The sequence below is a fragment of the Ruegeria sp. BF10 genome (genome assembly GCF_056538725.1).
Genome location: NZ_JBQFTR010000005.1, coordinates 88,008 through 112,910, shown reverse-complemented (window position 1 = coordinate 112,910; position 24,903 = coordinate 88,008). Strand labels below are relative to the sequence as shown.

At 59.6% G+C, this 24,903-nt stretch carries 23 protein-coding genes; 6 read left to right on the top strand and 17 right to left on the bottom strand.

Annotated features, from left to right (window positions below; all coding sequences use genetic code 11):
• Window positions 1–13: 13 nt before the first annotated feature.
• The 6 genes from ACR0DJ_RS17360 to ACR0DJ_RS17335 form a co-directional block, all read right to left on the bottom strand.
• Entirely contained in the window at window positions 14–1,465 is a 1,452-nt protein-coding gene (locus ACR0DJ_RS17360; RefSeq protein WP_480685821.1) for an aldehyde dehydrogenase family protein, read from the bottom strand.
• 33 nt (window positions 1,466–1,498) lie between these two features.
• Complete coding sequence (locus ACR0DJ_RS17355; RefSeq protein WP_480685819.1) at window positions 1,499–3,097, bottom strand: ABC transporter ATP-binding protein; 1,599 nt, start codon at window positions 3,095–3,097, stop codon at window positions 1,499–1,501.
• A complete protein-coding gene (locus ACR0DJ_RS17350; protein ID WP_425079948.1) occupies window positions 3,094–3,909 on the bottom strand; it encodes an ABC transporter permease in 816 nt (271 codons plus the stop codon). The genes ACR0DJ_RS17355 and ACR0DJ_RS17350 overlap by 4 nt, the downstream gene beginning before the upstream one ends.
• Window positions 3,906–4,853 (bottom strand): ABC transporter permease, encoded by a 948-nt coding sequence (locus ACR0DJ_RS17345; protein ID WP_425079947.1) that lies wholly within the window; start codon window positions 4,851–4,853, stop codon window positions 3,906–3,908. Before ACR0DJ_RS17345 ends, ACR0DJ_RS17350 begins: the two co-directional genes overlap by 4 nt.
• Window positions 4,854–4,893: 40 nt before the next feature.
• On the bottom strand, window positions 4,894–5,964 hold the full coding sequence (locus tag ACR0DJ_RS17340; protein WP_170346750.1) for a ligand-gated ion channel: 1,071 nt from the start codon (window positions 5,962–5,964) through the stop codon (window positions 4,894–4,896).
• A gap of 62 nt (window positions 5,965–6,026) precedes the next feature.
• Window positions 6,027–7,514 carry an ABC transporter substrate-binding protein gene (locus ACR0DJ_RS17335; protein ID WP_170346751.1) on the bottom strand — a complete coding sequence of 496 codons (1,488 nt, stop codon included), beginning with the start codon at window positions 7,512–7,514 and terminating at the stop codon, window positions 6,027–6,029.
• A gap of 169 nt (window positions 7,515–7,683) precedes the next feature.
• Here ACR0DJ_RS17335 and panB point away from each other — a divergent pair, with 169 nt between their 5' ends.
• The 3 genes from panB (at window position 7,684) to glpK (ending at window position 10,919) form a co-directional block, all read left to right on the top strand.
• Window positions 7,684–8,523, top strand: coding sequence for a 3-methyl-2-oxobutanoate hydroxymethyltransferase (gene panB / locus ACR0DJ_RS17330; protein WP_170346752.1), 840 nt, complete (start codon window positions 7,684–7,686; stop codon window positions 8,521–8,523).
• Complete coding sequence (gene panC / locus ACR0DJ_RS17325; RefSeq protein ID WP_480685818.1) at window positions 8,520–9,371, top strand: pantoate--beta-alanine ligase; 852 nt, start codon at window positions 8,520–8,522, stop codon at window positions 9,369–9,371. Before panB ends, panC begins: the two co-directional genes overlap by 4 nt.
• A gap of 69 nt (window positions 9,372–9,440) precedes the next feature.
• Window positions 9,441–10,919, top strand: a complete 1,479-nt coding sequence (gene glpK / locus ACR0DJ_RS17320; protein WP_170346754.1) for a glycerol kinase GlpK — start codon at window positions 9,441–9,443, stop codon at window positions 10,917–10,919.
• Here the strand turns inward: glpK and smpB are convergent.
• The 10 genes from smpB to ACR0DJ_RS17270 form a co-directional block, all read right to left on the bottom strand.
• Window positions 10,916–11,392 carry an SsrA-binding protein SmpB gene (smpB, locus tag ACR0DJ_RS17315; RefSeq protein ID WP_170346755.1) on the bottom strand — a complete coding sequence of 159 codons (477 nt, stop codon included), beginning with the start codon at window positions 11,390–11,392 and terminating at the stop codon, window positions 10,916–10,918. The two genes, glpK and smpB, sit on opposite strands and share 4 nt — an antisense overlap.
• A gap of 58 nt (window positions 11,393–11,450) precedes the next feature.
• Entirely contained in the window at window positions 11,451–11,993 is a 543-nt protein-coding gene (gene idi, locus ACR0DJ_RS17310; RefSeq protein WP_171117067.1) for an isopentenyl-diphosphate Delta-isomerase, read from the bottom strand.
• A gap of 201 nt (window positions 11,994–12,194) precedes the next feature.
• Window positions 12,195–12,608: a c-type cytochrome gene (locus tag ACR0DJ_RS17305; RefSeq protein WP_170346757.1), complete on the bottom strand. Its 414-nt coding sequence runs from the start codon at window positions 12,606–12,608 to the stop codon at window positions 12,195–12,197.
• Window positions 12,609–12,721: 113 nt separating this feature from the next.
• On the bottom strand, window positions 12,722–13,738 hold the full coding sequence (locus ACR0DJ_RS17300; RefSeq protein ID WP_480685817.1) for a P1 family peptidase: 1,017 nt from the start codon (window positions 13,736–13,738) through the stop codon (window positions 12,722–12,724).
• Window positions 13,739–13,820: 82 nt separating this feature from the next.
• Window positions 13,821–14,567, bottom strand: a complete 747-nt coding sequence (locus ACR0DJ_RS17295; protein ID WP_480685816.1) for an SDR family oxidoreductase — start codon at window positions 14,565–14,567, stop codon at window positions 13,821–13,823.
• A gap of 60 nt (window positions 14,568–14,627) precedes the next feature.
• Window positions 14,628–15,047 (bottom strand): alternative ribosome rescue aminoacyl-tRNA hydrolase ArfB, encoded by a 420-nt coding sequence (arfB, locus tag ACR0DJ_RS17290; protein ID WP_170346760.1) that lies wholly within the window; start codon window positions 15,045–15,047, stop codon window positions 14,628–14,630.
• A gap of 263 nt (window positions 15,048–15,310) precedes the next feature.
• Window positions 15,311–15,958 (bottom strand): queuosine precursor transporter, encoded by a 648-nt coding sequence (locus ACR0DJ_RS17285; RefSeq protein ID WP_425079938.1) that lies wholly within the window; start codon window positions 15,956–15,958, stop codon window positions 15,311–15,313.
• Window positions 15,959–16,049: 91 nt separating this feature from the next.
• On the bottom strand, window positions 16,050–16,934 hold the full coding sequence (locus tag ACR0DJ_RS17280) for an esterase-like activity of phytase family protein (protein WP_480685814.1): 885 nt from the start codon (window positions 16,932–16,934) through the stop codon (window positions 16,050–16,052).
• Window positions 16,907–17,770 carry a penicillin-insensitive murein endopeptidase gene (gene mepA / locus ACR0DJ_RS17275; protein WP_170346763.1) on the bottom strand — a complete coding sequence of 288 codons (864 nt, stop codon included), beginning with the start codon at window positions 17,768–17,770 and terminating at the stop codon, window positions 16,907–16,909. The genes ACR0DJ_RS17280 and mepA overlap by 28 nt, the downstream gene beginning before the upstream one ends.
• Window positions 17,767–19,134 (bottom strand): MFS transporter, encoded by a 1,368-nt coding sequence (locus ACR0DJ_RS17270; RefSeq protein WP_425079936.1) that lies wholly within the window; start codon window positions 19,132–19,134, stop codon window positions 17,767–17,769. Before ACR0DJ_RS17270 ends, mepA begins: the two co-directional genes overlap by 4 nt.
• Before the next feature lie 128 nt (window positions 19,135–19,262).
• Between ACR0DJ_RS17270 and ACR0DJ_RS17265 the strand changes: the two genes are divergently transcribed.
• The 3 genes from ACR0DJ_RS17265 to yaaA all read left to right on the top strand — a co-directional run bounded on the left by ACR0DJ_RS17265 (window position 19,263) and on the right by yaaA (window position 22,471).
• The gene (locus ACR0DJ_RS17265) at window positions 19,263–19,550 is read left to right on the top strand and encodes a YggT family protein (protein WP_005980077.1); all 288 of its coding nucleotides are present in this window, start codon (window positions 19,263–19,265) and stop codon (window positions 19,548–19,550) included.
• A gap of 76 nt (window positions 19,551–19,626) precedes the next feature.
• Window positions 19,627–21,666: a DNA helicase RecQ gene (gene recQ / locus ACR0DJ_RS17260; protein WP_480685811.1), complete on the top strand. Its 2,040-nt coding sequence runs from the start codon at window positions 19,627–19,629 to the stop codon at window positions 21,664–21,666.
• Between the two features lie 34 nt (window positions 21,667–21,700).
• The gene (gene yaaA, locus ACR0DJ_RS17255; RefSeq protein WP_170346766.1) at window positions 21,701–22,471 is read left to right on the top strand and encodes a peroxide stress protein YaaA; all 771 of its coding nucleotides are present in this window, start codon (window positions 21,701–21,703) and stop codon (window positions 22,469–22,471) included.
• 90 nt (window positions 22,472–22,561) lie between these two features.
• Here the strand turns inward: yaaA and ACR0DJ_RS17250 are convergent, their stop codons facing one another.
• Window positions 22,562–24,820 (bottom strand): response regulator, encoded by a 2,259-nt coding sequence (locus ACR0DJ_RS17250; protein ID WP_480685809.1) that lies wholly within the window; start codon window positions 24,818–24,820, stop codon window positions 22,562–22,564.
• Window positions 24,821–24,903 lie beyond the last annotated feature (83 nt).

Genomic DNA, 24,903 nt, shown 5'->3' with positions numbered 1-24,903 from the left:
GCCCGGGTCAATGCTATCCGTGAAACGCGGCAACTGTCTTCAACTGTGAAAAGCCGTACAAAGCTTCGAACCCTTTTTCGCGGCCATGGCCGGATTTTCCCACCCCGCCAAATGGCAGTTCAACGCCGCCACCAGCACCGTAGTTGTTTATGAAAACCTGACCCGAGTGCAATGCTTTCGCCAACCGCATCTGTCGCGCACCATCCCGCGTCCAGACGCTGGCGACCAGGCCGTATTCCGTACTATTCGCTATGGTCAGAGCCTGTTCTTCGGTGTCAAACGGCATCAGAACCTGAACCGGGCCGAAAATCTCGTCCTGTGCCAACTGATGATCTGGCGGCACGTCTGCGAACAAAGTGGGCCGGACATAGGCTCCGGTTTCTGGCGCGTCATCGACAATCTGTCCCTGCGCAGCGATCGTCAGGTCCGTGGCTGTTTTCAGAAAGCCGCTGACAATCTGTCTCTGCCGGTCCGAGATCAACGGTCCAACGCGCAGATCCTGCATCGCCGGGCCGACCGTCAGTTCTTCATAGGCCTTGGCCATGCGCGATCTGACCTGCTCATAGACGCCCCGCTGCACCAGGATGCGGGACGAGGCCGAACAGGTCTGGCCCGCGTTTTGGACACCCGCATTCACCAGAAACGGCAGCGCTGCATCCAGATCGGCATCGTCAAAAACCAATTGCGGGGATTTCCCGCCCAGTTCCAGCGTCACGGGCACCACGTTGCGTCCCGCCGCCTGCTGCACAAGGGCCCCGGTGGCAACCGAACCGGTGAACGAGATATGGTTGACTCCCCGATGCCCCGACAGCGCTGCACCCGCTTCGGCCCCCAGACCGGGCACGACGTTCAATGCTCCGGCTGGCAGCCCGGCCTGTTGCGCAAGATGGGCAAAGGCCAGCGCGGTCAGGCAGGCCTCTTCCGCAGGTTTCAGAACACAGGCGTTGCCCATGGCCAACGCCGCCCCGACGGAACGCCCGATAATCTGCATCGGATAGTTCCAGGGCACGATATGACCCGTCACCCCATGCGGTTCGCGCAGGGTGTAGACGGTGTAGCCATCGAGATAGGGAATGGTCTCGCCCATCACCTTGTCCGCCGCGCCGCCATAGAACTCGCAATAGCGCGCCAGGGCGACCGCGTCTGCCCGGGCCTGTGTCAGCGGTTTGCCGACATCCATCGCCTCGAGCCGCGCCAGATCGTCCACCCGGTCCAGCACCAGCTGGCCCAACCGTGTCAGGATGCGGCCGCGTTCCAACGCCGTCTTTCGCCCCCAATCACCATTCAACGCAGAACGGGCGGCTTGTACCGCCGCGTCGATATCCGCCTCGGACCCTCGGGCGATCCGGCAGATCTCGGTCCCGTCCGAAGGGTTGATCAAGGGCAGGCTGTCGCCCGCAGCCGCCCGGGTCCAGCGCCCGCCGATCAGGCACAAGGTGGGATCAAACCAAATGTTCTGGGTCATTTTGGGCCTCCAATCAGGCTCTAACAAGTAACTTTACGCCGTCAACGGCCCTATCTCGGGCAACCGGGGCGCAGCGGCAATCAGGGTTTGCGTGTAGGGATGTTGCGGATCTTCGAAGACCTGCTTTGTCTGACCCTGTTCGACGATCCGACCGGACTGCATCACAAGCACACGGTCGGTGATCGTGCGGACAACGCTCAGGTCATGGCTGATGAACAGATAGGTCAGGTTATAGGCTTCGCACAGGTCAGCGAGCAGATCGAGGATCTGAGCACGGACCGAAACGTCAAGCGCCGAAACCGCCTCGTCGAACAGGATCAGCTCGGGGCGGATGATCAGGGCGCGTGCAATAGCGATCCGTTGTCGTTGCCCGCCCGAGAATTCGTGGATGTACTTGCCCGCGTCGCCGGGGCTGAGGCCGACGGCCGTCAGTATTTCCGAGATCCGATCCCGCCGGTCTGATCCGGTGGGCGGATCGTCCAGCAAATGGAAAGGCTCGGTGATCAGGCGCGCGACACGATGACGGGGGTTGAAGCTGCCATATGGGTCCTGAAACACCACCTGCATCTTCCGGCGCACGGCAAGGTTGGGTTTGTGCCCAGTGAAAACCGGCTGACCACCCAGCCGGATTTGACCGGACTGAACCTCCTCCAAACCCAAAATTGCCCTTGTTAGGGTCGATTTTCCGCATCCGGATTCCCCAACCAAACCCAACCGCTCGCCTCGGTTGAGTGAAAAACTGACACCATCCACTGCCCGGTGATGGCGCGGCGCGTCCAACAGGCCTTTTCGGGGCAGGCGATAATCCCGGACAACCTGGCTTACCTCCAGCAACGTTTGCGGTTGCGCGGGTTCAGGCAAAGTGACCTGATGGCCAGACGCCTCGAACAGCATTCGGGTATAAGGGTGCTGCATGTGACGCAGCAGGTGCTGTGTGGCCCCGCTTTCAACCACTTCTCCGTGGCGCATGACGATGATCTGGTCCGCCATATCAGAGACAACGGCCAGATCATGGGTGATCATCAGCAACCCCATGTCATATTCGCGCACCAGCCCCTTGAGCAGATCGAGGATCTGCGCCTGTGTCGTGACGTCCAGCGCTGTCGTCGGCTCGTCCGCGATCAGCAGCCTGGGGCGCAGAGCGATGGCCATGGCAATGACCACGCGTTGCCGTTGTCCGCCGGACAGTTCGTGCGGATAGCGGGAAAGGGGGAACCGATCAGGTGGCAGGCCGACGCGTGTCAGAACTTCTGCGGCACGTGTTCGGGCCTGGGTCGGGGGCATCGCCTTGTGGATTAGGATCGTCTCCATCACCTGATCACCGATGGTTTTCACCGGATTGAGCGCTGTCATCGGTTCCTGAAACACCATCCCCACGGACGCGCCGCGCAAGGTGCACATATCGGATTCTGACCGTGTCAACAGATCCTGACCGTCCAGCCGGATCGCACCTTTCACGCTGGCCCCATGCGGCAGCAACTGCATCGCCGCCAATGCGGTCATCGATTTGCCCGAGCCGCTTTCACCCGTCACCGCCACGATCTGGCTGGGGTCGATGGACAGGCTGACCTGTTTCAGGATCGGTATCCCGTGGATCGTCAGCGACAGGTTTTCAATCTGCAACAAGCTCATACCCGCGCCACCCTGATCCGGGGATCCAGCCAGTCGCGCAGACCATCGCCCAGCAAGTTCAGACCCAGCACCGTGACGATAATCGACAGACCCGGAATCAGAGCCAAATGCGGGGCAAAACTGACCATCGTCTGCGCGTCTGCCAGCATCCGACCCCAGCTGGGCGTCGGAGGTTGAGCGCCCAGACCGACATATGACAGGCCCGCTTCGGCCAGAATGCCAAGGCTGAACTGGATGGTCCCCTGCACGATCAGCAGATTGGCCACGTTGGGCAGAATATGTTCAGCCGATATCCGCACCACCCCTTTGCCCGACACACGGGCGGCAAGGATGAACTCTCTCTCCCAAAGCGACAAAGCAGCGCCGCGGGTGATACGGGCAAAGACGGGGATGTTGAAAATACCGATCGCAACAATGGCGTTGATCGCGCCGGCGCCATGGACGGCCGTGATCAGGATGGCGATCACCAGCGAAGGGAAAGCGAAGACCAGATCGTTGCCACGCATGATGACCTCATCCAGCCATGAGCCTTTGCGCGCGGCCGCCGTCAGGCCAAGAGGAACGCCAAGTGCCATGCCGATGCCGACGGCCACCAGCGCCACCGCAATCGACGTACGTGCACCAACCATGATCATCGAGAACATGTCGCGTCCGAAATGATCGGTTCCAAACCAATGCTGCCCGTTTGGTGGCTGTAATTTATCGGGAATGTCCAACGCGGCATGGTCGTAGGGGGTCCAGACGAACGAGGCCAACGCGGCCAGAACCACCAGCGACGACAACAAAGCCCCAAGGATCAGGTTCCGGTTCATGTCCTGCTCCTGAGTCGCGGGTCCACGGCCGCATAAGCAAGATCGACAAGGAAATTGACCGTTATCACGGCAAAGACCAGCAGCATCACGACCGATTCCACGACGATGAGGTCACGGGCAGAAATGGCCTGAAACACCAGCCGCCCGAGACCCGGCAGATAGAACACCTGTTCGATGATGATCGACCCCGCCAGCAGGAAGGAAAACTGCAAACCTATGATGGTCAGTACCGGAATCAGCGCATTTCGCACCCCATGCCGCCAAAGGGCCTGACGGCCGGACAGGCCCTTGGCCCGAGCCGTGCGCATGAAATCCTCACCCAGAATGTCCAGCAAGGCCGACCGCATGACCCGCGCCAGAATCGCCGCCTGTGGCAGGGCAAGCGCCACGGCAGGCAGGGTCAGGGATCGCAGGCCGGCCCACAGACCGTCGTTCCAACCGGCAAACCCGCCCGCATTGAACCAGCGCAGGTTGATGGCGAAGATCAGCACAAGCATCATCGCGAACCAGAAATTGGGCACAGCAATCCCAAGCTGCGTCGCCCCCATCACTGCAAGGTCCCCCGGCTTGCCCCGACGCGCAGCGGCATAGATTCCGGCGGGAAAGGCGATCAATGTGGACAGTGTCAGCGCGTAAAGCGCCAGGGGCAACGACACCCACAACCGGTCCGCGATCATCTGCGACACTGGCGTGCGGTAGGTGTACGAGGTGCCGAAATCGCCCTCCAGCATGCCGCCCACCCAAATGAAGTACCGCTGTATCCTGGACGCATCCAGGCCCAGCTCGGCCCGCAACGCGGCCAGCGTGTCCTCCTGCGCGTTGACGCCGAGCATGAACGACGCCGGATCACCCGGGGCAACCTCGATCACGGCGAAGATGACCACCGAGGCGACGGCCAGGCTGACAAGCAAGGAAATCAGTCGTTTGAGGACGTAGCGGAGCATTGGCACCACGTTAGGGTCACATCAGGCATGGGTCCAGCGTCTAAGGCACCAGAAGGAAAGCGGAAACCGCATAGGCAACGATCGCGGCATACCCCAGTGGATAGATCCACTTGATCGCATAGTTGTCCAGGATGCGGGCCGTACCCTCCTTGCCGGACACTTTCAGCCGTCGCAGCGCGACGTTGAACACGATCAGCGCCCCGGTCATCAGGAACATGCACTGTAGGACAAAATCCAGAAAAGTCAGATAACCCAGCTTGGGCAGATCTGCGGATATCGCCCAGTTGAACGCGACAAACACCAGCAGGTTGCCGCCCGCGATCTCGATCCTCCGGCGGTATTCATCCAGAAAAAACAGCGCCCAGCCGACCGAAATCAAGACAAGCATCGGCAGGAAAACCCGTATGACGTAGTATGTCAGATGTCGTTTGCCCTCGAAAACAAGCGCGACCTGATCGCTTTCTTTGCCGGATAGCCCCAGAACCCTGGACGTTTCCAACCGTGCATTGTTCAGAATCCATTCTTCTTCGCCCAGTTGATCTCCGAGGCCAGAAAATTCATCCAGCGGATGGTAATTGACATATTCGGACGGAAAGACCGATACGACTTCGAAATGGAACTCCTGCGTGTCGAACGGGTATTTTCGGAAATCGAAATGAGGCGCCTGGAGTGTAAGAGACGATTTTTCGACATACAGCACCCGTCCGTCGTACCGCAGGGATGCGGCGGATTCGTGGATCCACTTGTTGGACTGCTGATTGTGAATGACAAAAGCCGGCAGAACGGAACCTATACTTGCCGCATGATCGGCAAGATCGGGCGGATTGAAAACCCTGATATCCCTTCCCAGTTCCTCGGGATCAAACGCCAACGCAGGATCGGTCCATTCCACCCGCAAGACCACAACCGCGCCATAGTTTTCAGCCTTTTGATCAACGCCGGTGATCTGGTCGATGCGAATGCCGACGCCAACATCCAACGGGTTCTCGGGCGTTCCGGGCAGGGCATCCAGCCGCCCACCCAACACGTTCTGAGCCGTGGCCACAACCGAAGAACCGAACACCAGGAAAACACCTAAAACCAAGACGGGAACGGCGCGGAGCAAGAACATGCGTGAGAACACCCTGACACAATGGAAGGCCCGGGCCGCCCAGCGCGGCGCGGGCGGTACTATTACTCGGACCAGCTGATCTGAGTCAGATCGATTGCGGCGGTGGGCGCGTTCTTCCAAAGGCCCTGAACGCCGACTTTCGCAACGCCCAGCTTGGCCAACTGGAACAGGTACCCATTGACATAGTCGCTTGAGATCAGGCGCTGCGCCTCACCCAGCAAACGGGTGCGTTCTTCGGGGTCGGTGGTGGTGTTCAGCGTGTCCATCAGCGCCTGAAAATCCGTGCTGTCATACTGGAAGTAATAGTCAGGCCGCGCATAAATGCCGATATCCATCGGCTCCGTGTGGCTGACAATGGTCAGGCCGAACTCCTTGCCCTTGAACACCGTTTCCAACCATTGCGCCCATTCCACATTGATGATCTCGGCCGTGATGCCGACCTCGGCCAGCTGCGCCGCTATGATTTCGCCCCCGCGGCGGGCATAAGACGGCGGCGGCAGATGCAACGTGGTCTCAAACCCGTTTTCGAATCCTGCCTCTGCCAGCAACGCCCTTGCTTTTTCAGGGTCGTAAGCCGAATTGCCCGTCAGATCGACATACGCCGGATGATGCGGCGCAAAATGGGTTCCGATCGGGGTGCCATAGCCGAACATCGCGCCGTCGATGATGGCCTGCCGGTCGATGGCATGGGCCAGTGCCTGCCGGACCAGAATACTGTCAAACGGAGGTTGTTTGTTGTTGGTGGACAGGATCGTCTCACCTTCGGTCGAGCCGACCAAAACCTGAAAGCGCGGATCGGCCTCGAACTGAGGCAGGTTTTCCGGCGCGGGGAAGTTGTCAAATACGTCGACATCCTCGGCCATCATGGCGGCAAAAGCGGCAGTCGGGTCCGAGATGAACTTGAATGTTGCAGTCTCTAATGCAGGCTGATCACCCCAATAATCGGGATTGCGGTTCAGTGTGATGCTGTCACCCTGCACCCAGTTGCCAAAGGTATAGGCGCCAGTGCCAACTGGATTGGTCTTGATGTTTTCAATGCTCTCGGGCGCGACGATGACCGCATCCCCCCAGGCCAGGTTGAACAGGAAATTTCCGTTTGGCTCTGACAGGGTGACTTTGACCGTCAACGGGTCGACGACCTCTATGTTTTCGATACCGGCAAACAGGGCCTTCTGCGCGTTGGCGCTGTCTTCAGCGGTTGCGCGGTCAAGGCTGAATTTGACATCCTCGGCGTCCATGGTGGTGCCATCATGGAAGGTCACCCCGTCATGCAGGTTAAAGGTATAGACCGTCCCGTCTTCGGAAATCTCCCAGCTTTCCGCCAAGCCGGGTACGACCGAACCATCGCCCATGAAACGTGTCAGACCTTCGAAGATATTGGTGTAAACCACCGAGTCGATGGCTTGCGCCGCGGCGCTTGTCGGATCCAGATGCGGAGGCTCAAGCTGCATCGCTATGGTGATGTCCGACTTGGCCAAAGCCTGCGTGGCAAGCAGGCTGGCCCCTACGGCCAGGGTCGATGCAAATGTCCGGAACAGGAATTTCGTCATGTGAACTCTCCCTACTGAAACGGGTTGTGCCCTTGTTTTCAGGGCCGTTTTACCGACAGTCTTCCTGTAAACCTCAGGTCAATCAAGGGAATGTTCGCGCAACCGGGGTTTCTTCGGCCCCGTCCGATCTGCTATGCCGCACTGCAACATAATACTGCAGGAGCGATCCATGAGCGCCACCGCCCGCAAGAAAGCCCCGAACGCCGAGGATATTCGCGCCCGAAAAGGTGGCGAACCTCTGGTCTCTTTGACCGCTTATACCACGCCAATGGCGCGCCTGATGGACGCGCATTGCGATTTCGTGCTGGTCGGAGACAGCGTCGGCATGGTTCTGCACGGGCTGGACTCTACGCTGGGGGTCACGATGGAAATGATGATCCTGCACGGTCAAGCCGTGTCTCGCGGCCTGGATAGGGCGATGATGGTCATCGACATGCCTTTCGGAAGCTATGAGGAAAGCCCGGCACAAGCCTTTCGGAACGCCGCACGCCTGATGGCGGACACACGTGCGGGCGCGGTCAAACTGGAAGGCGGGGTCGAAATGGCTGAAACCATCCGCTTTCTGGTGAAACGAGGCATCCCGGTGATGGCTCATATCGGACTGACGCCGCAATCGATCAACACGCTGGGCGGCTACAAGGTGCAGGGCCGGGACGAGCAGGCTGAAGCCGTCATGGCAGACGCCCGCGCCGTGACCGAGGCTGGCGCGTTCTCGGTCGTTCTGGAGAAAGTGCCCCAAGGTCTGGCGAACCAGATCACCGAAGAGATTGCGATCCCGACCATCGGCATCGGTGCATCTGCGGGCTGTGACGGGCAGATTTTGGTCGTGGACGACATGGTGGGCTTTTTCACCGCCTTCAAACCCAAATTCGTCAAACGCTATGCCGAGCTGGGTCCGCTGGCCGAAGCGGCCATTGCGGAATACGCCGCCGAAGTCCGCGCGCGGACCTTCCCGGCGGATGAACACGTCTTTGCCGATCAGGCTCCGGCCAAAGGACAAAAGACATGACCGCACCGATTCTGCGCGCTCTGGCCGAGCTGCGTGCCAAAACCACCACTTGGCATCGAAACGGTGAGACCATCGGCGTGGTTCCGACCATGGGTGCGCTGCACGAGGGGCATTTGTCACTGGCACAGGCGGCGAAACAGGACTGCGACCGGGTGATCGTGACGATTTTTGTGAACCCCAAGCAGTTCAACAATCCCGAAGACCTGGCTAATTACCCCCGCACCGAGCATGAAGACGCCCAAAAGCTGGCCCCGTATGGTGTGGATGCGATCTATGTGCCGGACCCGCAGGAAATCTATCCGGAAGGGTTTTCGACGACGGTATCGGTCGCCGGTCTGACCGACGTGATGGAAGGCCCCTTCCGCCCCGGACATTTCGAAGGCGTGGCCACGGTGGTTGCCAAGCTGTTCCTGCAAACACAGGCGGATCGAGCCTATTTCGGGGAAAAAGACTATCAACAGCTGCTGGTTGTCCGCCGGATGGCGCGTGATCTGAATATCCCCATCGAGGTGATCGGCTGCCCGACCGTGCGTGAACCCTCGGGCCTGGCGATGTCGTCGCGCAATCTTCTTCTTTCCCCCCAAGGGTTGAAGGTCGCAGAACAAATGAACGGCGTCATGCAACAGGTGGCTGACGATCTGGCCAAGGGCGCAGACTTTGCCAAACTGGCGCAGGATGCAAAGGAAACCCTGCTGAAGGTCGGGTTTTCCGAAGTCGAGTATGTCGACCTGCGCTGTGCCGAGACACTGGAAAGCCTGTCCAGCGCCACCCAGCCCGCCCGCCTGTTCGTCACGGCCTGGGCCGACGGCGTCCGCCTGATCGACAATATTCCTGTCAATCCGGCCTGATTTCTGCACTGGCCCCTGCGCCGTTGTTTGCGCTAATGTCCGGCAAAACGATACCGGGGGAGAGCGGAAATGACCCATATTCTGGCAATCGATCAAGGCACTACGTCTTCGCGCGCCATTCTGTTTGACGCGCAGATGCGGCCTGTCGGCACTGCCCAGCAGGAGTTTCCCCAGCACTTCCCGCAGGAAGGCTGGGTTGAACACGACCCCGAGGATATCTGGTCCAGCGTTCTGCATGTGTGCCGTGAGGTGATGGAAACCACCGGCATTTCAGCGGACCAGATTGCCGGTATCGGCATCACCAACCAGCGCGAAACGACGGTCGTCTGGGACAAACAGACCGGCAAGGCCATCCACAATGCCATCGTCTGGCAGGACCGCCGCACGGCCGATATCTGCGCCCGCTACAAACAGGCCGGGTGCGAGGATGACGTTACCGCTCAGACCGGTCTGCTGCTGGATCCCTATTTCTCGGGCACCAAGGTCAAATGGCTGCTGGATACCGTTTCGGGTGCCCGCGCGCGGGCAGAAGCCGGAGACCTGCTGTTCGGCACGATCGACAGTTTCCTGATCTGGCGGCTGACCGAAGGCCGTGTTCATGCAACCGATGCCACCAACGCCGCCCGTACCCTGCTGTTCGACATTCACTCAGGCACGTGGAGCGCCGAGATTTGCGACCTGCTGGACGTGCCCCTGAACCTTTTGCCCGAAGTAAAGGATTGCGCTGCGGATTTCGGAACCACCACTTTGTTCGGGGGCGACATTCCCATTCTGGGCGTTGCAGGCGACCAGCAAGCCGCCACCATCGGGCAGGCCTGTTTCCAGCCCGGTATGATGAAATCAACCTATGGCACGGGCTGCTTTGCGCTGCTGAACACAGGCGCACAGCCGGTTCAGTCGAAAAACCGCCTGCTGACGACGATCGCTTATCAACTGGACGGCCGGCGAACCTATGCGCTGGAGGGATCGATCTTTATCGCGGGGGCCGCAGTGCAATGGCTGCGCGACGCGTTGCAGATCATCGATGCGGCGCCACAAAGCGGCGAACTGGCGGCTCGGGCTGACCCGAACCAGCATGTGGTGCTTGTGCCCGCCTTCACCGGCCTCGGGGCGCCTTATTGGAAACCTGACTGTCGCGGAGCGCTGTTCGGGCTGACGCGCAATTCCGGCCGGGCCGAGATCGCCCGCGCCACGCTGGAAAGCATCGCCTTCCAGACCCGCGACCTGTGGCACGCCATGCAGGGCGACTGGGGGGCCGATGCCGATGTCATCCTGCGCGTCGATGGCGGGATGGCCGCGTCTGACTGGACCATGCAAGGCCTGTCGAACTGTCTTGGCGCGCCTGTGGATCGTCCGGTCATGCAAGAAACGACAGCCCTGGGCGCCGCATGGCTGGCAGGCATGAAAGCCGGAATTTATCCGGATCAGGCCGGGTTTGCGGAAACATGGGCGCTGGATCGCCGGTTCGAGCCAACGATGGACCAAGCCGACCGCGATGCGGCCTATGACCGTTGGCAACGCGCGGTACAGGCGGCGATGGCGTTCTAGCTGTGGTCTTTCAACAAGCGTTGTTTCTGCCGTGACCAATCGCGTTTGGCCTGGGTTTCGCGCTTGTCATGGGTTTTCTTACCCTTGGCGATGCCGATCTTGATCTTGGCCAAACCCTTGTGGTTGAAATACAAAACCAGCGGCACCAGCGTCATGCCCTTGCGCTGGGTTGCGTTCCACAAATCGGACATCTGTTTGCGGGACACCAGCAACTTGCGACGGCGGCGCTCTTCATGCTTGAACACTTTGGCCTGCTCGTATGGCGCGATATAGCTGTTGACCAGCCACAGCTCGCCGTCATCGACGGTGGCATAGCTTTCGGCAATGTTGGAACCACCCGCGCGCAGGGATTTGACTTCGGACCCTTGCAGAACGATACCGCATTCGATGTCCTCTTCGATTGCATAATCGAAGCGGGCGCGCCGGTTTTCGGCAATTACCTTGTAATTCGGGTCTGTCTTCTGCTTGGCCATAACGCGTTGATTTAGGCGGCTTGAGCCGCCCTTGCAAGGCACGGATTTTCAGCCGGGGTCAGGATTTGGCCGAAATGATCAGATCCGGGCCAAAAATCGTGTCAGCGTGGTTGTGAAGGTATATCTTCAACCAGGGCGTAAACCGGTCCGGGTGGCGTTTCACCTCGGCCAACAGATCGTGATAGTCGATCCAACGGATATCCATGACTTCATCCGGGTTGGGCGCGATTTTCAGCGGGCCGCGGACATGGGCCAGAAAGACGTCGACAACCTCGTTTTCCACCATGCTGTTGCCCACATCGGCGTGGTATTCCAACCGGTGCCGGTATTCGGGATACAGACCTGTGATCCCAAGCTCTTCACGCAGGCGGCGCACGGCACAGGTGGAAGAGCTTTCATCCCAATCTGGATGCGTACAGCAGGTGTTCGCCCAAAGGCCAGGCGTGTGGTACTTGCCCAGCGCCCGGCGCTGCAACAGGATCTCGGTCCCCCGAACGACAAAAACCGACACAGCCTTGTGCTTGAGTCCTTTTTCGTGAACTTCAAGCTTGTCTACAGGGGTCAACTCACCATTGACCCAAGCTGGGATCATGATACCCATCTGTCCTCTCCTGCTGCCAATCCGCCTGACGAGCCCTGATTTTGATTATAGCTGTTGCCGGACGGGCTTGGCGTTGCGGCGTTTTTTCGCGATCCGCCGTCATATACCAAAGTGTCGCTGTTCCACACTGTTATCAATCGCACCAAAGGCCGCAGGGGCTGCGGCCTTTGGTCCTTGTGCATTGGTGCACAGTATCAGGTGTTATTCACCCGACACGCTTGCGATATAGGCATAGACGTCTTCACCGCCCTTTTTCAGCTTGAAGGTCATTTTCGATTTGGCAGACGTGTCATCCAGATAGGATTTCAAAAATGCCTTGGGGTCCTGAGCATACTCGACAAAAGTAGTCTCGTCCCAGACCAGACCCTTCTCACCGGCGGCAACGATGCTGTCTCCGTACTTGAAACCCTCAACGGTACCGGCGGTGCGGCCAGCGATTCCATAGAGGTTGGGGCCGGTTTTGCCACCCTTGACGATCACTTCGCCTGCCGGGTCAGCGATCATGTGGCAGGACTTGCACTTGTTGAAGGTTTTCTTGCCCGCCTCAGCGTCGCCTTCAGCATAGGCAGGAAGGGCCAGAAGGCCGACGATTGCAGTAGCGAGGATGCGATTCATAGCTTTTGCTCCGATACAAATTGGCTGCACCGAATGGACCGTCGGCGCAAAAAAGAGTCAACGCGCAGATTGCCGCGCGCGTTCACTGTGCCACTGCGACAAATAGGCTGTCCTTAACTTTTGTCATGTACCCCGGACCAGCAAGGCAACAGATCGCCTGCTGCCGGAGTCGCCAGATACACGGCGCGCGCAATGGCCCGCGCCAGGCAAAGCGAGGCCGCATGCCCGATGACACCAGGTTCGGTATCGGTGGCGACACCTCGCGCGCCCGTGCTGACCCCGAATACCAGATCGCCATCCCCCGGCGTGTGGGCGGGTACAATGGCGCGGGCAATACCGTCATGGGCGGCAACGGCCAACCTTTGACATTGCGGTTTGCTCAGGGCCGCATCCGTCGCAACGATGGCAATCGTGGTATTGGCCTTGTCCGGGTTCGCCGACCGCATCACCTGCGCTTTGCGACTGACCATTGGTTGGCCAAGCCCGGCATTGGGATCAGGTCCCAATCCACCGAATTCGCCGTCCACTTCAAATGGGGCGGCCCAGAAATGCCTGTCACCCGGCGTGGTGACACTGCCCAGCGGATTGACCGCAACCAATGCGCCTACGGTGGCACCGCTGTCCAGAACAAGCGAGGCGGAACCCAACCCGCCTTTGTGCATCGCCGTCAGAGCCCCGGTTCCTGCACCTGCGGTTCCGAGTTCGAACCGGTCCGACGCGGATTCGAACGCCGCACGGCCCAAGGAGCGATAGGGATTCTGGTGCCACGCCTTGTCGCCGCCATTCAGCAGGTCGAACAGAATCGCCCCGGGCACGATCGGCACCACGGCGGAACCCACCTGAAACCCACGACCCTGCGCATGCAGCGCGTCCATCACGCCCGAACAGGCATCCAGCCCAAAGGCCGACCCGCCCGAAAGCACGATCGCATCCACCTGGTCAACGGTCTTGTCGGCGGCCAGCAAATCTGTCTCGCGCGTGCCGGGTGCGCCGCCCATCACGTGCACCGAGGCTCGGAGTGGTTGCGCGCCGGTCAGAACCGTGACGCCTGATTTCAAAGCTGCGTTCTGTGCGTTGCCGACCATCAGGCCGGCGACATCCGTGATCAGGTTTCTGGGTCCGGGGATCATGCATACCTCGGTGGTCGAGCGGGAAAGCGCGCTGGCGCGCGCTGCCTCCGGCGGGGATATTTTTGGCCAGATGAAGAACGGATCAGATGCATCGGCCTCCGTCCACCTCGAGCGCGGCGCCGGTGATCATGCTGGCCTCGTCCGAACACAGGAAACAGGCGGCATTGGCCATGTCTTCAGGGGTTGAAAAGCGGCCCAACGGGATGGTCGACAGGAATTTGGCACGGATTTCGGGTGTGTCTTCACCCATGAAAGACTTCAGCAATGGCGTTTCCCCGGCGACCGGGCAGATCGCGTTCACCCGCAGCCCGGAAGGGGCGAGTTCGACTGCCATCGTCTTGGTTGCGGTGATCATCCAGCCCTTGGAGGCGTTGTACCAGTTCAGGTTCGGGCGCGGTGACAGGCCCGCGGTTGAAGCCACGTTCAGCACTGAACCCGCCCCGCGTGCCTTCATAGGTGGAACCAATGCGCGGGCGGTCAGATAGACGGATTTCATGTTCGCGTTGAAAACACGGTCGAAATCCGCTTCGCTGACCTCCTCCAACGGCGTCGGCAGGTGGGTCACACCGGCATTGTTCACAAGGATGTCCAGATGGCCGAAGGTTGAGAAAGCCGCATCCGCCATCTTTTGAACCGAAGCGCCCTCACCTACATCAACCTGCTGAGCAACCGCTTCGGACCCAAGCTGGGTTGCAAGCTCATGGGCGGCATCGCCATTGATGTCAGCAATCATGACGCGCGCGCCTTCGGCCAGGAACTTCCTTGCGATCCCCGCACCAAACCCGGATGCACCGCCAGTGACGATTGCGGTTTTTCCCTCCAGCCTCATGGCGTTACTCTCCTGCACCTATTGATGGCCAGACTATCAACGCCCAGACGAGATGCCAGATCATTCTTCGGACACCTTGCCGCGCAGCGCCTTGACGTCGCCCCGCGCCTTTTTCGCCGCAAGCCTGCGTTTGACCGAACCATAGGTGGGTTTCGTCGCGATGCGCCGCTTGGGTTTGACCAGCGCCTTGCCGATCAGTTCCGCCAGTCTTGTACGTGCGATTTCCCGGTTGCGGGCTTGGGAACGTGTTTCTTCGCACTGGATGATGATCGCGCCATCCTTGGTCCAGCGCCGCCCGGCCAGCCGTTTCAGCCTGTTCTTGACCGGATCGGGCAAAGAAGGGGATCGCGCGGCCTCGAACCTCAGCTCAACGGCGGTTGAGACCTTGTTCACATTCTGCCCACCAGGGCCGGAGGAACGCACGAAGCTCTCGGTCATTTCCCAGTCTTGCAGAGTGATATCGTCAGAGATGCGCAACATGGGTGAGACCATAACTGGCGCGGCTGAAAACAGAAAGGGCCGCCCCGGTGGGACGGCCCTTCGAAAGTTCAGGAGGTCGGGTCGGTTAGATCAATCGACCAGCCGGAGCGCACGCTCGGCCAAGGGCTGCCCTAGCAGGCGGTCCCCCCGGTTGTTCCGACACCTCTCTCCAATCTCTTTCTTGACACTGGATCACCTCCTTTTCTATCTGTTGCGGTTGAAAAGAAGCGTGACACAAGATGCGCCATTCTCAAAGCACTTTTTTACGCAGGCTGTGCAGCGGTCAGTCGCGCAACGATCACCTTGAACGGGATCAGAGCGATCAGGGCCAGCGACAGTTTCACCAACCAGTCGGCAAAGGCCAGCGTCACCCACAGCGGTGCCTCGGGACCCGACAGCATGAAGGGCACGGGCTCCCACGCCCAGTTGATGGCAGCATCCGCATCGGCGCCAAAGAAGGTGACCGAGGCCGAGAAGGCGATGGTGAAGAACAAAGCGGTATCCAGCGCTGAACCTACCAGAGTCGATACCAGCGGCGCACGCCACCATTGACCGCCACGCATGGCGTTGAACACGGTGACGTCGGTCAGTTGCGCAATCAGGAAGGCGGTGCCCGAGGCCACGGCGATGCGCAGCGGCACGGCGGCATAGGTGAAGCCGTCGCCCTGAAGCATGATCTGGCTGCCGATCAGCGAGCAGATCACCCCGGTGACGAAGCCCGCGAAAACGACCTTGCGGGCCGGGCCCACACCATAGACGCGGTTCATGATGTCAGTGACCAGAAAGGCCAGCGGATAGGTGAAAGCACCCCAGGTCAACAGCCCGTCAAGGATCAGGAACTGGACCAGGATGTTCGAGGCCACGACGATGGCGGCCATGGCAATGATGCCGGGAATAAAGTTGCGTTGCATATTTTGATGCCCGTTTTGACAAGGTAGCGGCGACTTGGCCAAGGGACCGTCCCGAGGCAGGCTGTGCGTTTAGACCTTCATCTGCCGCCTGTCAATCGGGCAGCAGATACTCGACCAACTCGGTCCGTTGCAGCGCCAGAAAGTTGTCGTCCGAGATCATCGTGGCCCGCAAACGTCCTTGATCATCCCGCCAGATCGACAAGCCTTCGAGGTTGTCATGTGCGCCCGTTCCGGTTTCGAACAGGGTTTTCTCGGCGTTTGGCATGTCGCCTGCCAGATCCCACCGCCGCAGGCGCGAGCGAAACCCGATTGCCGAGAGGCTTCGCTCCAACACATAAAACCGCCCATCAGGACCGAAATCAGCGGCAACCGGCTTGAACCAACCGCGCTGGGGCAGAACAAAAGGGGTCGACCAGGTTTGGCCATTCCAGCGATAGACGGGAATATCTCCGACCGAGGTGCGGTTTGTTTCCGGCAGCGTATACAGCCGCCCGCGCCCATCGATGGCCAAACCTTCAAAGGACCCGTTGTCGGCGAGGTCCTGAAATGCCTGCGGGCGTGGCAATACACGCGCCTTCGTGCCCGGTGCGGGGTAATGGGCGACGCGGTGCACCCCTTCGAATGAGATATAGAACCCACCGTCAGGAGCCGCCGCAATCCCTTCGGAATCGCCAACGCCGCCTGACATGATATGACCATTGCTGGACAGAACCGGCCATTGCCCCAGAATGCGAAGGCCGGTGATCTCTCCATCAAGACGCTCAATGCGCGCCGTCACCAACCGCGCCCGGTCGCTCAGCGCCATCATCTGCTGCCCATTGTCGGAAATGTGCAGCGCCGAGAATCCACCGAACCAATCCGCCTTGTCACGCCATGCAAAACTGCTTTGATGTGTGGCTGTTTTTTCATCCACTCCAAGGGCCGCCGTGGCCAGAAACAGTGCCGCACCTACTTGGATTGCAAGACTGAGGCGCATTGTTTCGGCAAATCGGCCAGCACATATTCCCGGCGTTTCTTGGGCGGCGGCGCGTTCGGGTCGGGCGGCGGCGGGTTCAGGATGTTACGCACCCATTGTTGCGCCTCGGCACAGCCATCGCCCTTGGGAGGTGCGTCCTGGTTGACGCATCCCTTTGATCCTCTTGGGCATTTCAGGCGCACATGGAAGTGGTAGTGATGCCCCCACCAGGGCCTGATCTTGCGCAGGTAGGCCCGGTTGCCTTTTTCATCGTTGCACATCTGAACCTTCGCCCCGGGGAACACGAAGATACGTGCCACGCGCTTGTCCTTGGCGGCTTCGCGCAGCACCGCGTGGTGCTGTTTGGTCCAGTTGCTGTTGACATAGGCACCGTTCGAGCGGCGCAGCGATACGGACGAAATATTCTCGCGCGCCTTGCGCGACAGGCGCATGTTGTCACCCGGAAGCATCCAGATATCGATATCCAGCCCCAGCTGGTGCGAGCGGTGCCCCGAAGTCATTGGCCCTCCCCGCGGCTGGCTGATATCCCCGATATAGAGACCATTCCAACCCGGCTGTTTCGCCGCGAACCGGCTGAGGTCCTGCACGTAATCGATTGCCTCGGGATGTCCCCAGTTGCGATTGCGCGACAGTCGCATTGCCTGCCACGTGGGCCCGGTTTCGGGCAATTGTACCGATCCGGCCGCACATCCGCGCGAATAACTGCCGAACGCCGCTGCTTTTTGTTGCGAGCTTACCTTCTGTGCCCCGAACAACTGCTTTGCCAAGGGCTGCGCTGATGCCGTATGTGCCAGCGCGGCTATTACCAGTAGTGCAAAAAAACGTAATAAAATCATCTGCTCTGATCCCCTTCAGGTCTGACCCAGCGCATCAGGAATAGACCCAGAATAAACAACAGAATGATTGGTGACACCCCCAGACGCGCACTGCCGGTTGCGGTTGTTGCAATCCCGATCAACAACGGGGCCGCAAAAGCGGTCGCGCGCCCCGACAGACCATAAAGACCAAAGCTTTCGACCGGAGTTTCAGGGTCGGTGTGGCGCACCATCATCGAACGGCTGGCCGATTGCAGAATGCCTCCCATGCCACCGATCAGCACACCACAGCCAAAGAAGACCAGATCAGGCAGGTTGGATCCGTCAGGCAGGCCGATGCCGTAGATCTGCGTCCGGTCCATCGACACCACTGTGACACAGACGAAAATCAATACCCAGATCGCCACCAATATCACCGGTTTCGGGCCGTATTTCTTGTCTGCCTTGCCCCCAAGCCACGCAAAAACGGCCGAGGCGAGAACGCTGACGATCCCGAATACTCCGATCTTGATCAGATCCCATTCCAATACCAGCCGCGCGTAGACACCACCAAAACTGTACAGCCCGTTCAGTGCGTCGCGATAGAACATGGACGAACCGAGGTAACTGGCCAGACTGACGCGATAGCGCAAGTTAGACACTGATTTCGACAACAGGCGCAGCGCCTCACCCACGCTTCCCGTCTTGTCCGTCACCGCATCGTCGCGGACCCACAGGAAGTACGGCACCATGAACAGAATGAACCACGTTGCCGTAAAGGGGCCGACAAAACGCGTGCCTTCCCGTGTGGCGGCATCCAGACCAAAGGCGGGCGTCATCCCGATCAGGGTTTTGCCGTTTGGCTGTTCCACAAACAGCGCCAGCATGATCGCCAGCGAGATCAGCCCGCCAAAATAACCAAAGGCAAAGCCCGAGCCCGATATCTCGCCCACTTCGCTGTCATCGCCCAGATCGGGTAGCTGCGAGTTGATGAAGATCAGCGCATATTCCGCACCTACGAAGCCAAAACCGAAAGCCGATAGCATCAGCCACATGTTCGAGCCATCGGGCATCGTGTACCAAAGCGCCGCAGACCCGACCGCATACATGACCGAAAAGGCAAATATCCACGGGATGCGCCGCCCCGAGACATCCGCCATCGCCCCCAGCAGCGGCGCGCCAAAAGCGATGATCAACCCGGTGATCGTCAGACAGTTGGCCCAAACGGTCTGTGCACGCGCCGCTGCCGCCTGCGCATCCAGCCCTTCAGTGGTGAAATACCCGGCGGCGACGCCAGCGAAGTAGGGGCCAAAGACAAAGGTGACCAGAAGGGTGTGATAAGGCTGGCTGGCCCAGTCAAAGAACCACCAGCCCCAGATGCGCCTGCGCTTGGAAATCTCTGCCATCTCTGCCCCTGTTTATCGTTGCGATTATATGACTGGGCTTTAATTCAAATCGCAAGCGTTGAGTGCCAGGCACTTGCTCTTTGTCGCTATGGTGCTTAGGTCTCGGCCAACAAGAATACGGAGAACCCATGCTGTCGCTGATCCAAATCCTGCTGCTGATCCTGGACATTGTCTGGTTCATCATCCTGGCCCATGTGATCATGAGCTGGCTGATCAACTTTCAGGTGCTCAACCTGCACCAACAGCTGGTCGCGCAAATCTGGTACGGGCTGAACCGCCTGTTAGAGCCAATTTATGGCCCGATCCGGCGCATCCTGCCCAATATGGGCGGTCTGGACCTGACGCCGCTGGTGGTGCTGATCGGTGTCTATGCGCTGCGGATCATCCTGATCAACAACGCGGTCTATTTCTACTGACCTCTTGTTCCCCGATTCCGACTGTGTGATTGTCCGTTCAAGAGCAGTCAAATCTTGAAACAGGGCACCCCCGCACATGTTCGACGCCGCGCCTTTGCTGCGAGATGTCTTTGGATTCGATGAATTCCGCCCCGGGCAGGAAGAGATCGTCGATGCCGTAACCGCCAGCCAGAACGTGCTGGCGATCATGCCCACGGGTGGCGGTAAATCCCTGTGTTTTCAACTTCCTGCCCTGCTGCGTGACGGGGTGACGGTGGTGATCTCGCCGCTGATCGCGCTGATGCGCGACCAGGTGCGCGGGTTGCAGGAGGCCGGGGTCGAGGCCGGTGCGCTGACCTCGGGCAACACCCCCGAGGAAACCGACGCCGTGTGGGAGGCGCTTGAGGCCGGGCGGCTGAAACTGCTTTACATGGCGCCCGAACGGCTGGCGGCGGGCTCGGCGCTGGGCATGTTGCGGCGGATCAATGTCAGCCTGATCGCGGTGGACGAGGCCCATTGCGTCAGCCAATGGGGCCATGATTTCCGCCCCGACTATCTGCGGATCGGAGAGCTGCGGCGCGCGCTGAACGTTCCCCTGGCCGCCTTCACCGCCACGGCGGATGCCGAAACCCAGGACGAGATCGTCGAGAAACTGTTCGACGGCACGCCCCCACGCAAGTTCCTGCGCGGGTTCGACCGGCCGAACATCCACCTGGCCTTTGCCGCCAAGGACAGCCCGCGCAGGCAGATCCTGGATTTCGCCGACGCCCGCCGAGGCCAGTCGGGCATCATCTATTGCGGCACCCGCAACAAGACCGAAGTGCTGGCGCAGGCGCTGCGCGAACAGGGCCATAGCGCCTGCCACTATCACGGCGGGATGGAGGCCGAGGACCGCCGCATCGTCGAAACCCGCTTCGCGCGCGAGGACGGGCTGATCGTGGTTGCCACCGTGGCTTTTGGCATGGGCATCGACAAGCCCGACATCCGCTGGGTCGCCCATGCGGACCTGCCGAAATCCATCGAGGCCTATTACCAGGAAATCGGTCGCGCCGGCCGCGACGGCGGGCCGGCCGAGACCCTGACCCTGTTCGGCCCCGACGATATCCGCCTGCGCCGCTCTCAGATTGACGAAGGTCTTGCTCCGCCCGAGCGCCGCATGGCGGATCATGCCCGGTTGAATTCTCTACTGGGGCTGGCCGAGGCGCTGGAATGCCGCCGCCAGACCCTGCTGGGCTATTTCGGAGAACAGGCGGCACCCTGTGGCAAATGCGACCTGTGCGATACACCGCCCGAAGTGTTTGATGGCACAACACCCGTCCGAATGGCCTTGTCCGCGATTCTTCGTACCGATGAGTGGTTTGGCAGCGGTCACCTGATCGACATTCTTCTGGGGAACGAGACAGACAAGATCCGCGCGCGCCGTCATGATGGTCTGTCCACCTGGGGCATCGGCAAGGACTGGTCGCGCGCGCAATGGCAGGCGATATTCCGCCAGATGATGGGGCACGATCTGGTGCGCCCCGACCCCGAACGCCACGGGGCCTTGCGGATGACCGAGGCCGCCAAACCAATTCTCAAGGGCGAGGCAAAGATCAACCTGCGCAAGGACGCCCTGCGCAAGGCAACCCGTCGCCCCGCCGTGAAAGCCATGGTGTCCGATGAAGATGCGCCCTTGCTGTCGGCTCTCAAGGCCAAAAGACGCGCTTTGGCAGAATCCGCCCGGGTCCCGGCCTATGTCATTTTCCCGGATCGCACCCTGATCGAAATGGCGGAAAAGCGCCCCATGACGCTGGACGAGATGGCCCGGATCGGTGGCGTCGGCGCCAAGAAGCTGGAGCGCTATGGCGACACCTTCCTTGAAGTGATCGCGGGCGAGGTCCAGGCGTTGCACCCGGCGCGCCGCAAGCTGGCCGGTCGCGATCAGGGCGACATCTATGACCGCTTGCTGGAAGTACAATCTCAATTGTCCCGCGGCCCCGACGGGATAGACAAACCCCTGACCTGCTCGGCCTCGCAGCTGGCAAAGGTGGCGCAGATGCGCCCTGACGACCTGCGTGGACTTGAACAGGTGCTGGGCGACCGGCGTCACGAAAGGTTTGGCACTGCCTTTCTGGACGTGTTGCGTGGGGCGGGCTAGATACGTCAGAGCAGGCAAAAAAAAGAGGGCAGGTATGCTGGTAGTGATTTCTCCGGCCAAGCGGCTGGACTGGGCAGAGCGGGACGTTCAAGTCACACAGCCGGATTTTCAGGATGATGCGATCAGACTGTCCAAAACCGCACGCAATCTGACCCTTGGCGATCTGAAGAAGCTGATGGATCTGAGCGATGATCTGGCGCGACTGAATCGCGATCGTTATCGTGCTTTTTCCGACATGCCAGACGCCGATGCGACGCGCCCGGCCGCGCTGGCCTTTGCAGGAGACACCTATCAGGGTCTGGAAGCAGCTTCGCTCGACCCTGACGAACTGGCATGGGCGCAGGATCATCTGCGCATCCTCTCAGGTCTCTATGGTGTCTTGCGGCCACTCGATGCGATACAGCCCTACAGGCTGGAGATGGGCAGCAAGCTGAAAACACGGCGCGGCAAGAACCTGTATGAGTATTGGCGCGACCAGCTGAGCAAAGCTCTGAACGCACAAGGCAACGTGATCGGCAGCGACGTTCTGATCAACTGCGCCAGTCAGGAGTATTTCGGCGCCGTGGACCCGAACGCTCTGAAATTGCGCGTCATCTCGCCGGTTTTCATGGAAGACAAAAACGGCACTCCGAAAATCGTGAGTTTCTTTGCCAAAAAGGCGCGTGGCGCAATGGCGCGATATGTCATTCAGCACCGCCTGACCGACCCCGATGCCCTGCTGGATTTCGATACGGGCGGATACGCGTATCGTGCTGACCTGTCGGAAAAGGACAAACCTGTCTTTGTTCGACCTTATTCGGCCTGAGACGCTGACAGCCTGATTGATGTTTCCTTCCACGGTTTCGGGCCGTGGGTCCGAGCGAGGGGCCAGCCCCTCGCGCTCCCAGGGATATTTTCAGCCAGATGAAGCGGGATCCTGGTTGTGGTCACACATGGGTGCATGTTCTTGGGCGAGGTGATTGTCCATGACTTCGCTTACGCCATCCGGTTGGTGTTGCCGGATCATTTGATGAATATGGTTTTTGCGCAGCGGTTTCGTCATGTAGTGATCCAACCCCGCGGACAGGATACCCTGATCGTCACCGGCCATTGCATGAGCCGTCAAGGCCACGATCGGGACATGACGCCCTGTTTCGACCTCAAGCCTGCGGATTTCAGCAGTGGCCTGTTTGCCGTCCATTTTTGGCATGGAAATATCCATGAAGATCAAGTCCGGGTCAAACTCCTGAAAGATCTCAACGGCTTCAATTCCATTGGACGCAAATCGCAGGTCTATATGCAGGTCTTTGACCATCTTTTTCAGGATCAGCTGGTTGGTAAGATTGTCCTCGGCCGCAAGTACTTTCATGCGCCTTGTTTCCAAGACTTTGGTTTCTTTGTTGTCAGGGGCGGAATTTCGCTGCGTCGAGCGACGTTCCGGCGGCGGAGTGTCCTTGAGAGCCACGAGCCTGGAATACAACTCGGCCCTGGGGATCGGCTTCTGCAACACACCGTCGATCAGTTCACGGGCTGGGTGCGTGTGGATCAGGGATGGATTTGCAGACATCACGATGACCGAGGCGTCGCCCCACCCACGGTCTTTGAGGGTGACGGCAAGATCCAAGCCATCCATATCCGGCAGATCATGATCGCACAGGACAAGTTCAATCGCGTCATGCATTTCTGCCAGCGCCTCGGCCCCTGACGCGCAAACCGTCACTTCGGCTCCTAAACGGCCAAGTTGTTTCGCCAAAATGGCACGGTTTACGGCCAGATCCTCGACCACCATGACATGTTTCACGCAATCCGCCAGTTTCGGAGGTTCGGGCTGTGGGCCTTCTGCCGTGGGCAGCGACACCCTGAACCCGAAACAGGACCCCTGACCCGGTTCGCTTTCGACCCAGACCGAACCGCCCATCATGGTGATCAGGCGCCTGCTGATGGCAAGACCCAATCCGGTACCTTCAAATTGGCGATTGCGTTCATCTTCGACCTGATTGAACTCACCAAAAACGTGGTTGATCTTGTCCGCATCGATACCGATGCCGGTATCTTCGATGGCAACATGGATGTCGCATGTCTGAGCCTGGGCATGCGGAACGCCTGTCACACGGACCAGTACATGCCCTTCCGTGGTGAACTTGACTGCGTTGCCGACCAGATTGGTCAGAACCTGCCGTATTCGGCCGGGATCGCCCACAAAAAGGGTGGGCAGGAACAGGTCGTAATCCACAAGCAACGTGAGCCCCTTGTCGCGCACGCTTGGCTGTAACAGCATCGCGACTTCAAGAATGCAGCGCTCCAGATCGAAGGGTTCAGGGTGCAGAACCAGTTTGTCCGCCTCGATCTTGGAGTAATCAAGCACGTCGTTGATGATGACCAACAGTGCCTCACCCGAATTGCGGATCGTGTTGACATAGAGCCGCTGTTCTTCGTCCAGCGGAGATTCACCAAGCAGTTCGGCCATACCCACGATACCATTCATCGGCGTGCGGATTTCGTGGCTCATATTGGCGAGAAAGGCTGATTTGGCCCTGTTGGCCGCTTCCGCCCGTTCGCGGGCAGCCTTCAGTTCTGTTTCGTGCCGGACCGACGCGGTGATGTTGAGCGCCAGGCTGACCACGTCACCGCCGCTGCCACGCTGGTCGATCAGGCGGATGTAGTGGCCGTTCCACAGCTGCATGACGATCGGAGGTGGATTGGCCCGGTTCCAGCGTGCCTGCATTCTGGTCTGCCATTCCTCGGCAGTTTCGTCACCGGTATCGACAATTCCTTCGGTGGTCAGCAATTGCAGAATGCGCTGGTAGGAAATCCCTGGCGCCACCTCATCCAGCCCTTCAAATACGCTGAGATATGCAGCGTTTGCGCTGATGAGCCTGCTGTCGCCGTCAAAGAAAGCAAACCCGTCCTGAATGGTTTGGATCGAATGCCAAAGGCGGCGTTCGGCAATTTCGATCTTGGCATGGGCGACGGTGAGATCGGATTTGACCTTTTCGTTTTCGCCGCGAACAGTTTCAACTTCGGCCTGAGTTTCACCAATACGCCGGGTCAGCGCCATGGCGTGTTGGCCCAGTTTTCGATTTGCAGCCGATAGTTCGGCCTGTTTCAAGGCAAGCATTCGTTCGGCTGCCAGACGCGCACGCCGTTCCTGTGCCAGTTTGTTTGCAAGACTCATTTTGATCGATTCCGGGACGTTCGGAATTCAGCATCGCGACAGAGAATGAAAAACTGTTTAAGCCGTTGCGTTACAGGCGCGCG

What these genes read in the sequence shown, in the direction of transcription:
- ACR0DJ_RS17360 (WP_480685821.1), bottom strand. Translation starts at nt 1,465, where the DNA reads ATGACCCAGAACATTTGGTTTGATCCCACCTTGTGCCTGATCGGCGGG.
- ACR0DJ_RS17355 (WP_480685819.1), bottom strand. Translation starts at nt 3,097, where the DNA reads ATGAGCTTGTTGCAGATTGAAAACCTGTCGCTGACGATCCACGGGATA.
- ACR0DJ_RS17350 (WP_425079948.1), bottom strand. Translation starts at nt 3,909, where the DNA reads ATGAACCGGAACCTGATCCTTGGGGCTTTGTTGTCGTCGCTGGTGGTT.
- ACR0DJ_RS17345 (WP_425079947.1), bottom strand. Translation starts at nt 4,853, where the DNA reads ATGCTCCGCTACGTCCTCAAACGACTGATTTCCTTGCTTGTCAGCCTG.
- ACR0DJ_RS17340 (WP_170346750.1), bottom strand. Translation starts at nt 5,964, where the DNA reads ATGTTCTTGCTCCGCGCCGTTCCCGTCTTGGTTTTAGGTGTTTTCCTG.
- ACR0DJ_RS17335 (WP_170346751.1), bottom strand. Translation starts at nt 7,514, where the DNA reads ATGACGAAATTCCTGTTCCGGACATTTGCATCGACCCTGGCCGTAGGG.
- panB (WP_170346752.1), top strand. Translation starts at nt 7,684, where the DNA reads ATGAGCGCCACCGCCCGCAAGAAAGCCCCGAACGCCGAGGATATTCGC.
- panC (WP_480685818.1), top strand. Translation starts at nt 8,520, where the DNA reads ATGACCGCACCGATTCTGCGCGCTCTGGCCGAGCTGCGTGCCAAAACC.
- glpK (WP_170346754.1), top strand. Translation starts at nt 9,441, where the DNA reads ATGACCCATATTCTGGCAATCGATCAAGGCACTACGTCTTCGCGCGCC.
- smpB (WP_170346755.1), bottom strand. Translation starts at nt 11,392, where the DNA reads ATGGCCAAGCAGAAGACAGACCCGAATTACAAGGTAATTGCCGAAAAC.
- idi (WP_171117067.1), bottom strand. Translation starts at nt 11,993, where the DNA reads ATGGGTATCATGATCCCAGCTTGGGTCAATGGTGAGTTGACCCCTGTA.
- ACR0DJ_RS17305 (WP_170346757.1), bottom strand. Translation starts at nt 12,608, where the DNA reads ATGAATCGCATCCTCGCTACTGCAATCGTCGGCCTTCTGGCCCTTCCT.
- ACR0DJ_RS17300 (WP_480685817.1), bottom strand. Translation starts at nt 13,738, where the DNA reads ATGATCCCCGGACCCAGAAACCTGATCACGGATGTCGCCGGCCTGATG.
- ACR0DJ_RS17295 (WP_480685816.1), bottom strand. Translation starts at nt 14,567, where the DNA reads ATGAGGCTGGAGGGAAAAACCGCAATCGTCACTGGCGGTGCATCCGGG.
- arfB (WP_170346760.1), bottom strand. Translation starts at nt 15,047, where the DNA reads ATGTTGCGCATCTCTGACGATATCACTCTGCAAGACTGGGAAATGACC.
- ACR0DJ_RS17285 (WP_425079938.1), bottom strand. Translation starts at nt 15,958, where the DNA reads ATGCAACGCAACTTTATTCCCGGCATCATTGCCATGGCCGCCATCGTC.
- ACR0DJ_RS17280 (WP_480685814.1), bottom strand. Translation starts at nt 16,934, where the DNA reads ATGCGCCTCAGTCTTGCAATCCAAGTAGGTGCGGCACTGTTTCTGGCC.
- mepA (WP_170346763.1), bottom strand. Translation starts at nt 17,770, where the DNA reads ATGATTTTATTACGTTTTTTTGCACTACTGGTAATAGCCGCGCTGGCA.
- ACR0DJ_RS17270 (WP_425079936.1), bottom strand. Translation starts at nt 19,134, where the DNA reads ATGGCAGAGATTTCCAAGCGCAGGCGCATCTGGGGCTGGTGGTTCTTT.
- ACR0DJ_RS17265 (WP_005980077.1), top strand. Translation starts at nt 19,263, where the DNA reads ATGCTGTCGCTGATCCAAATCCTGCTGCTGATCCTGGACATTGTCTGG.
- recQ (WP_480685811.1), top strand. Translation starts at nt 19,627, where the DNA reads ATGTTCGACGCCGCGCCTTTGCTGCGAGATGTCTTTGGATTCGATGAA.
- yaaA (WP_170346766.1), top strand. Translation starts at nt 21,701, where the DNA reads ATGCTGGTAGTGATTTCTCCGGCCAAGCGGCTGGACTGGGCAGAGCGG.
- ACR0DJ_RS17250 (WP_480685809.1), bottom strand. Translation starts at nt 24,820, where the DNA reads ATGAGTCTTGCAAACAAACTGGCACAGGAACGGCGTGCGCGTCTGGCA.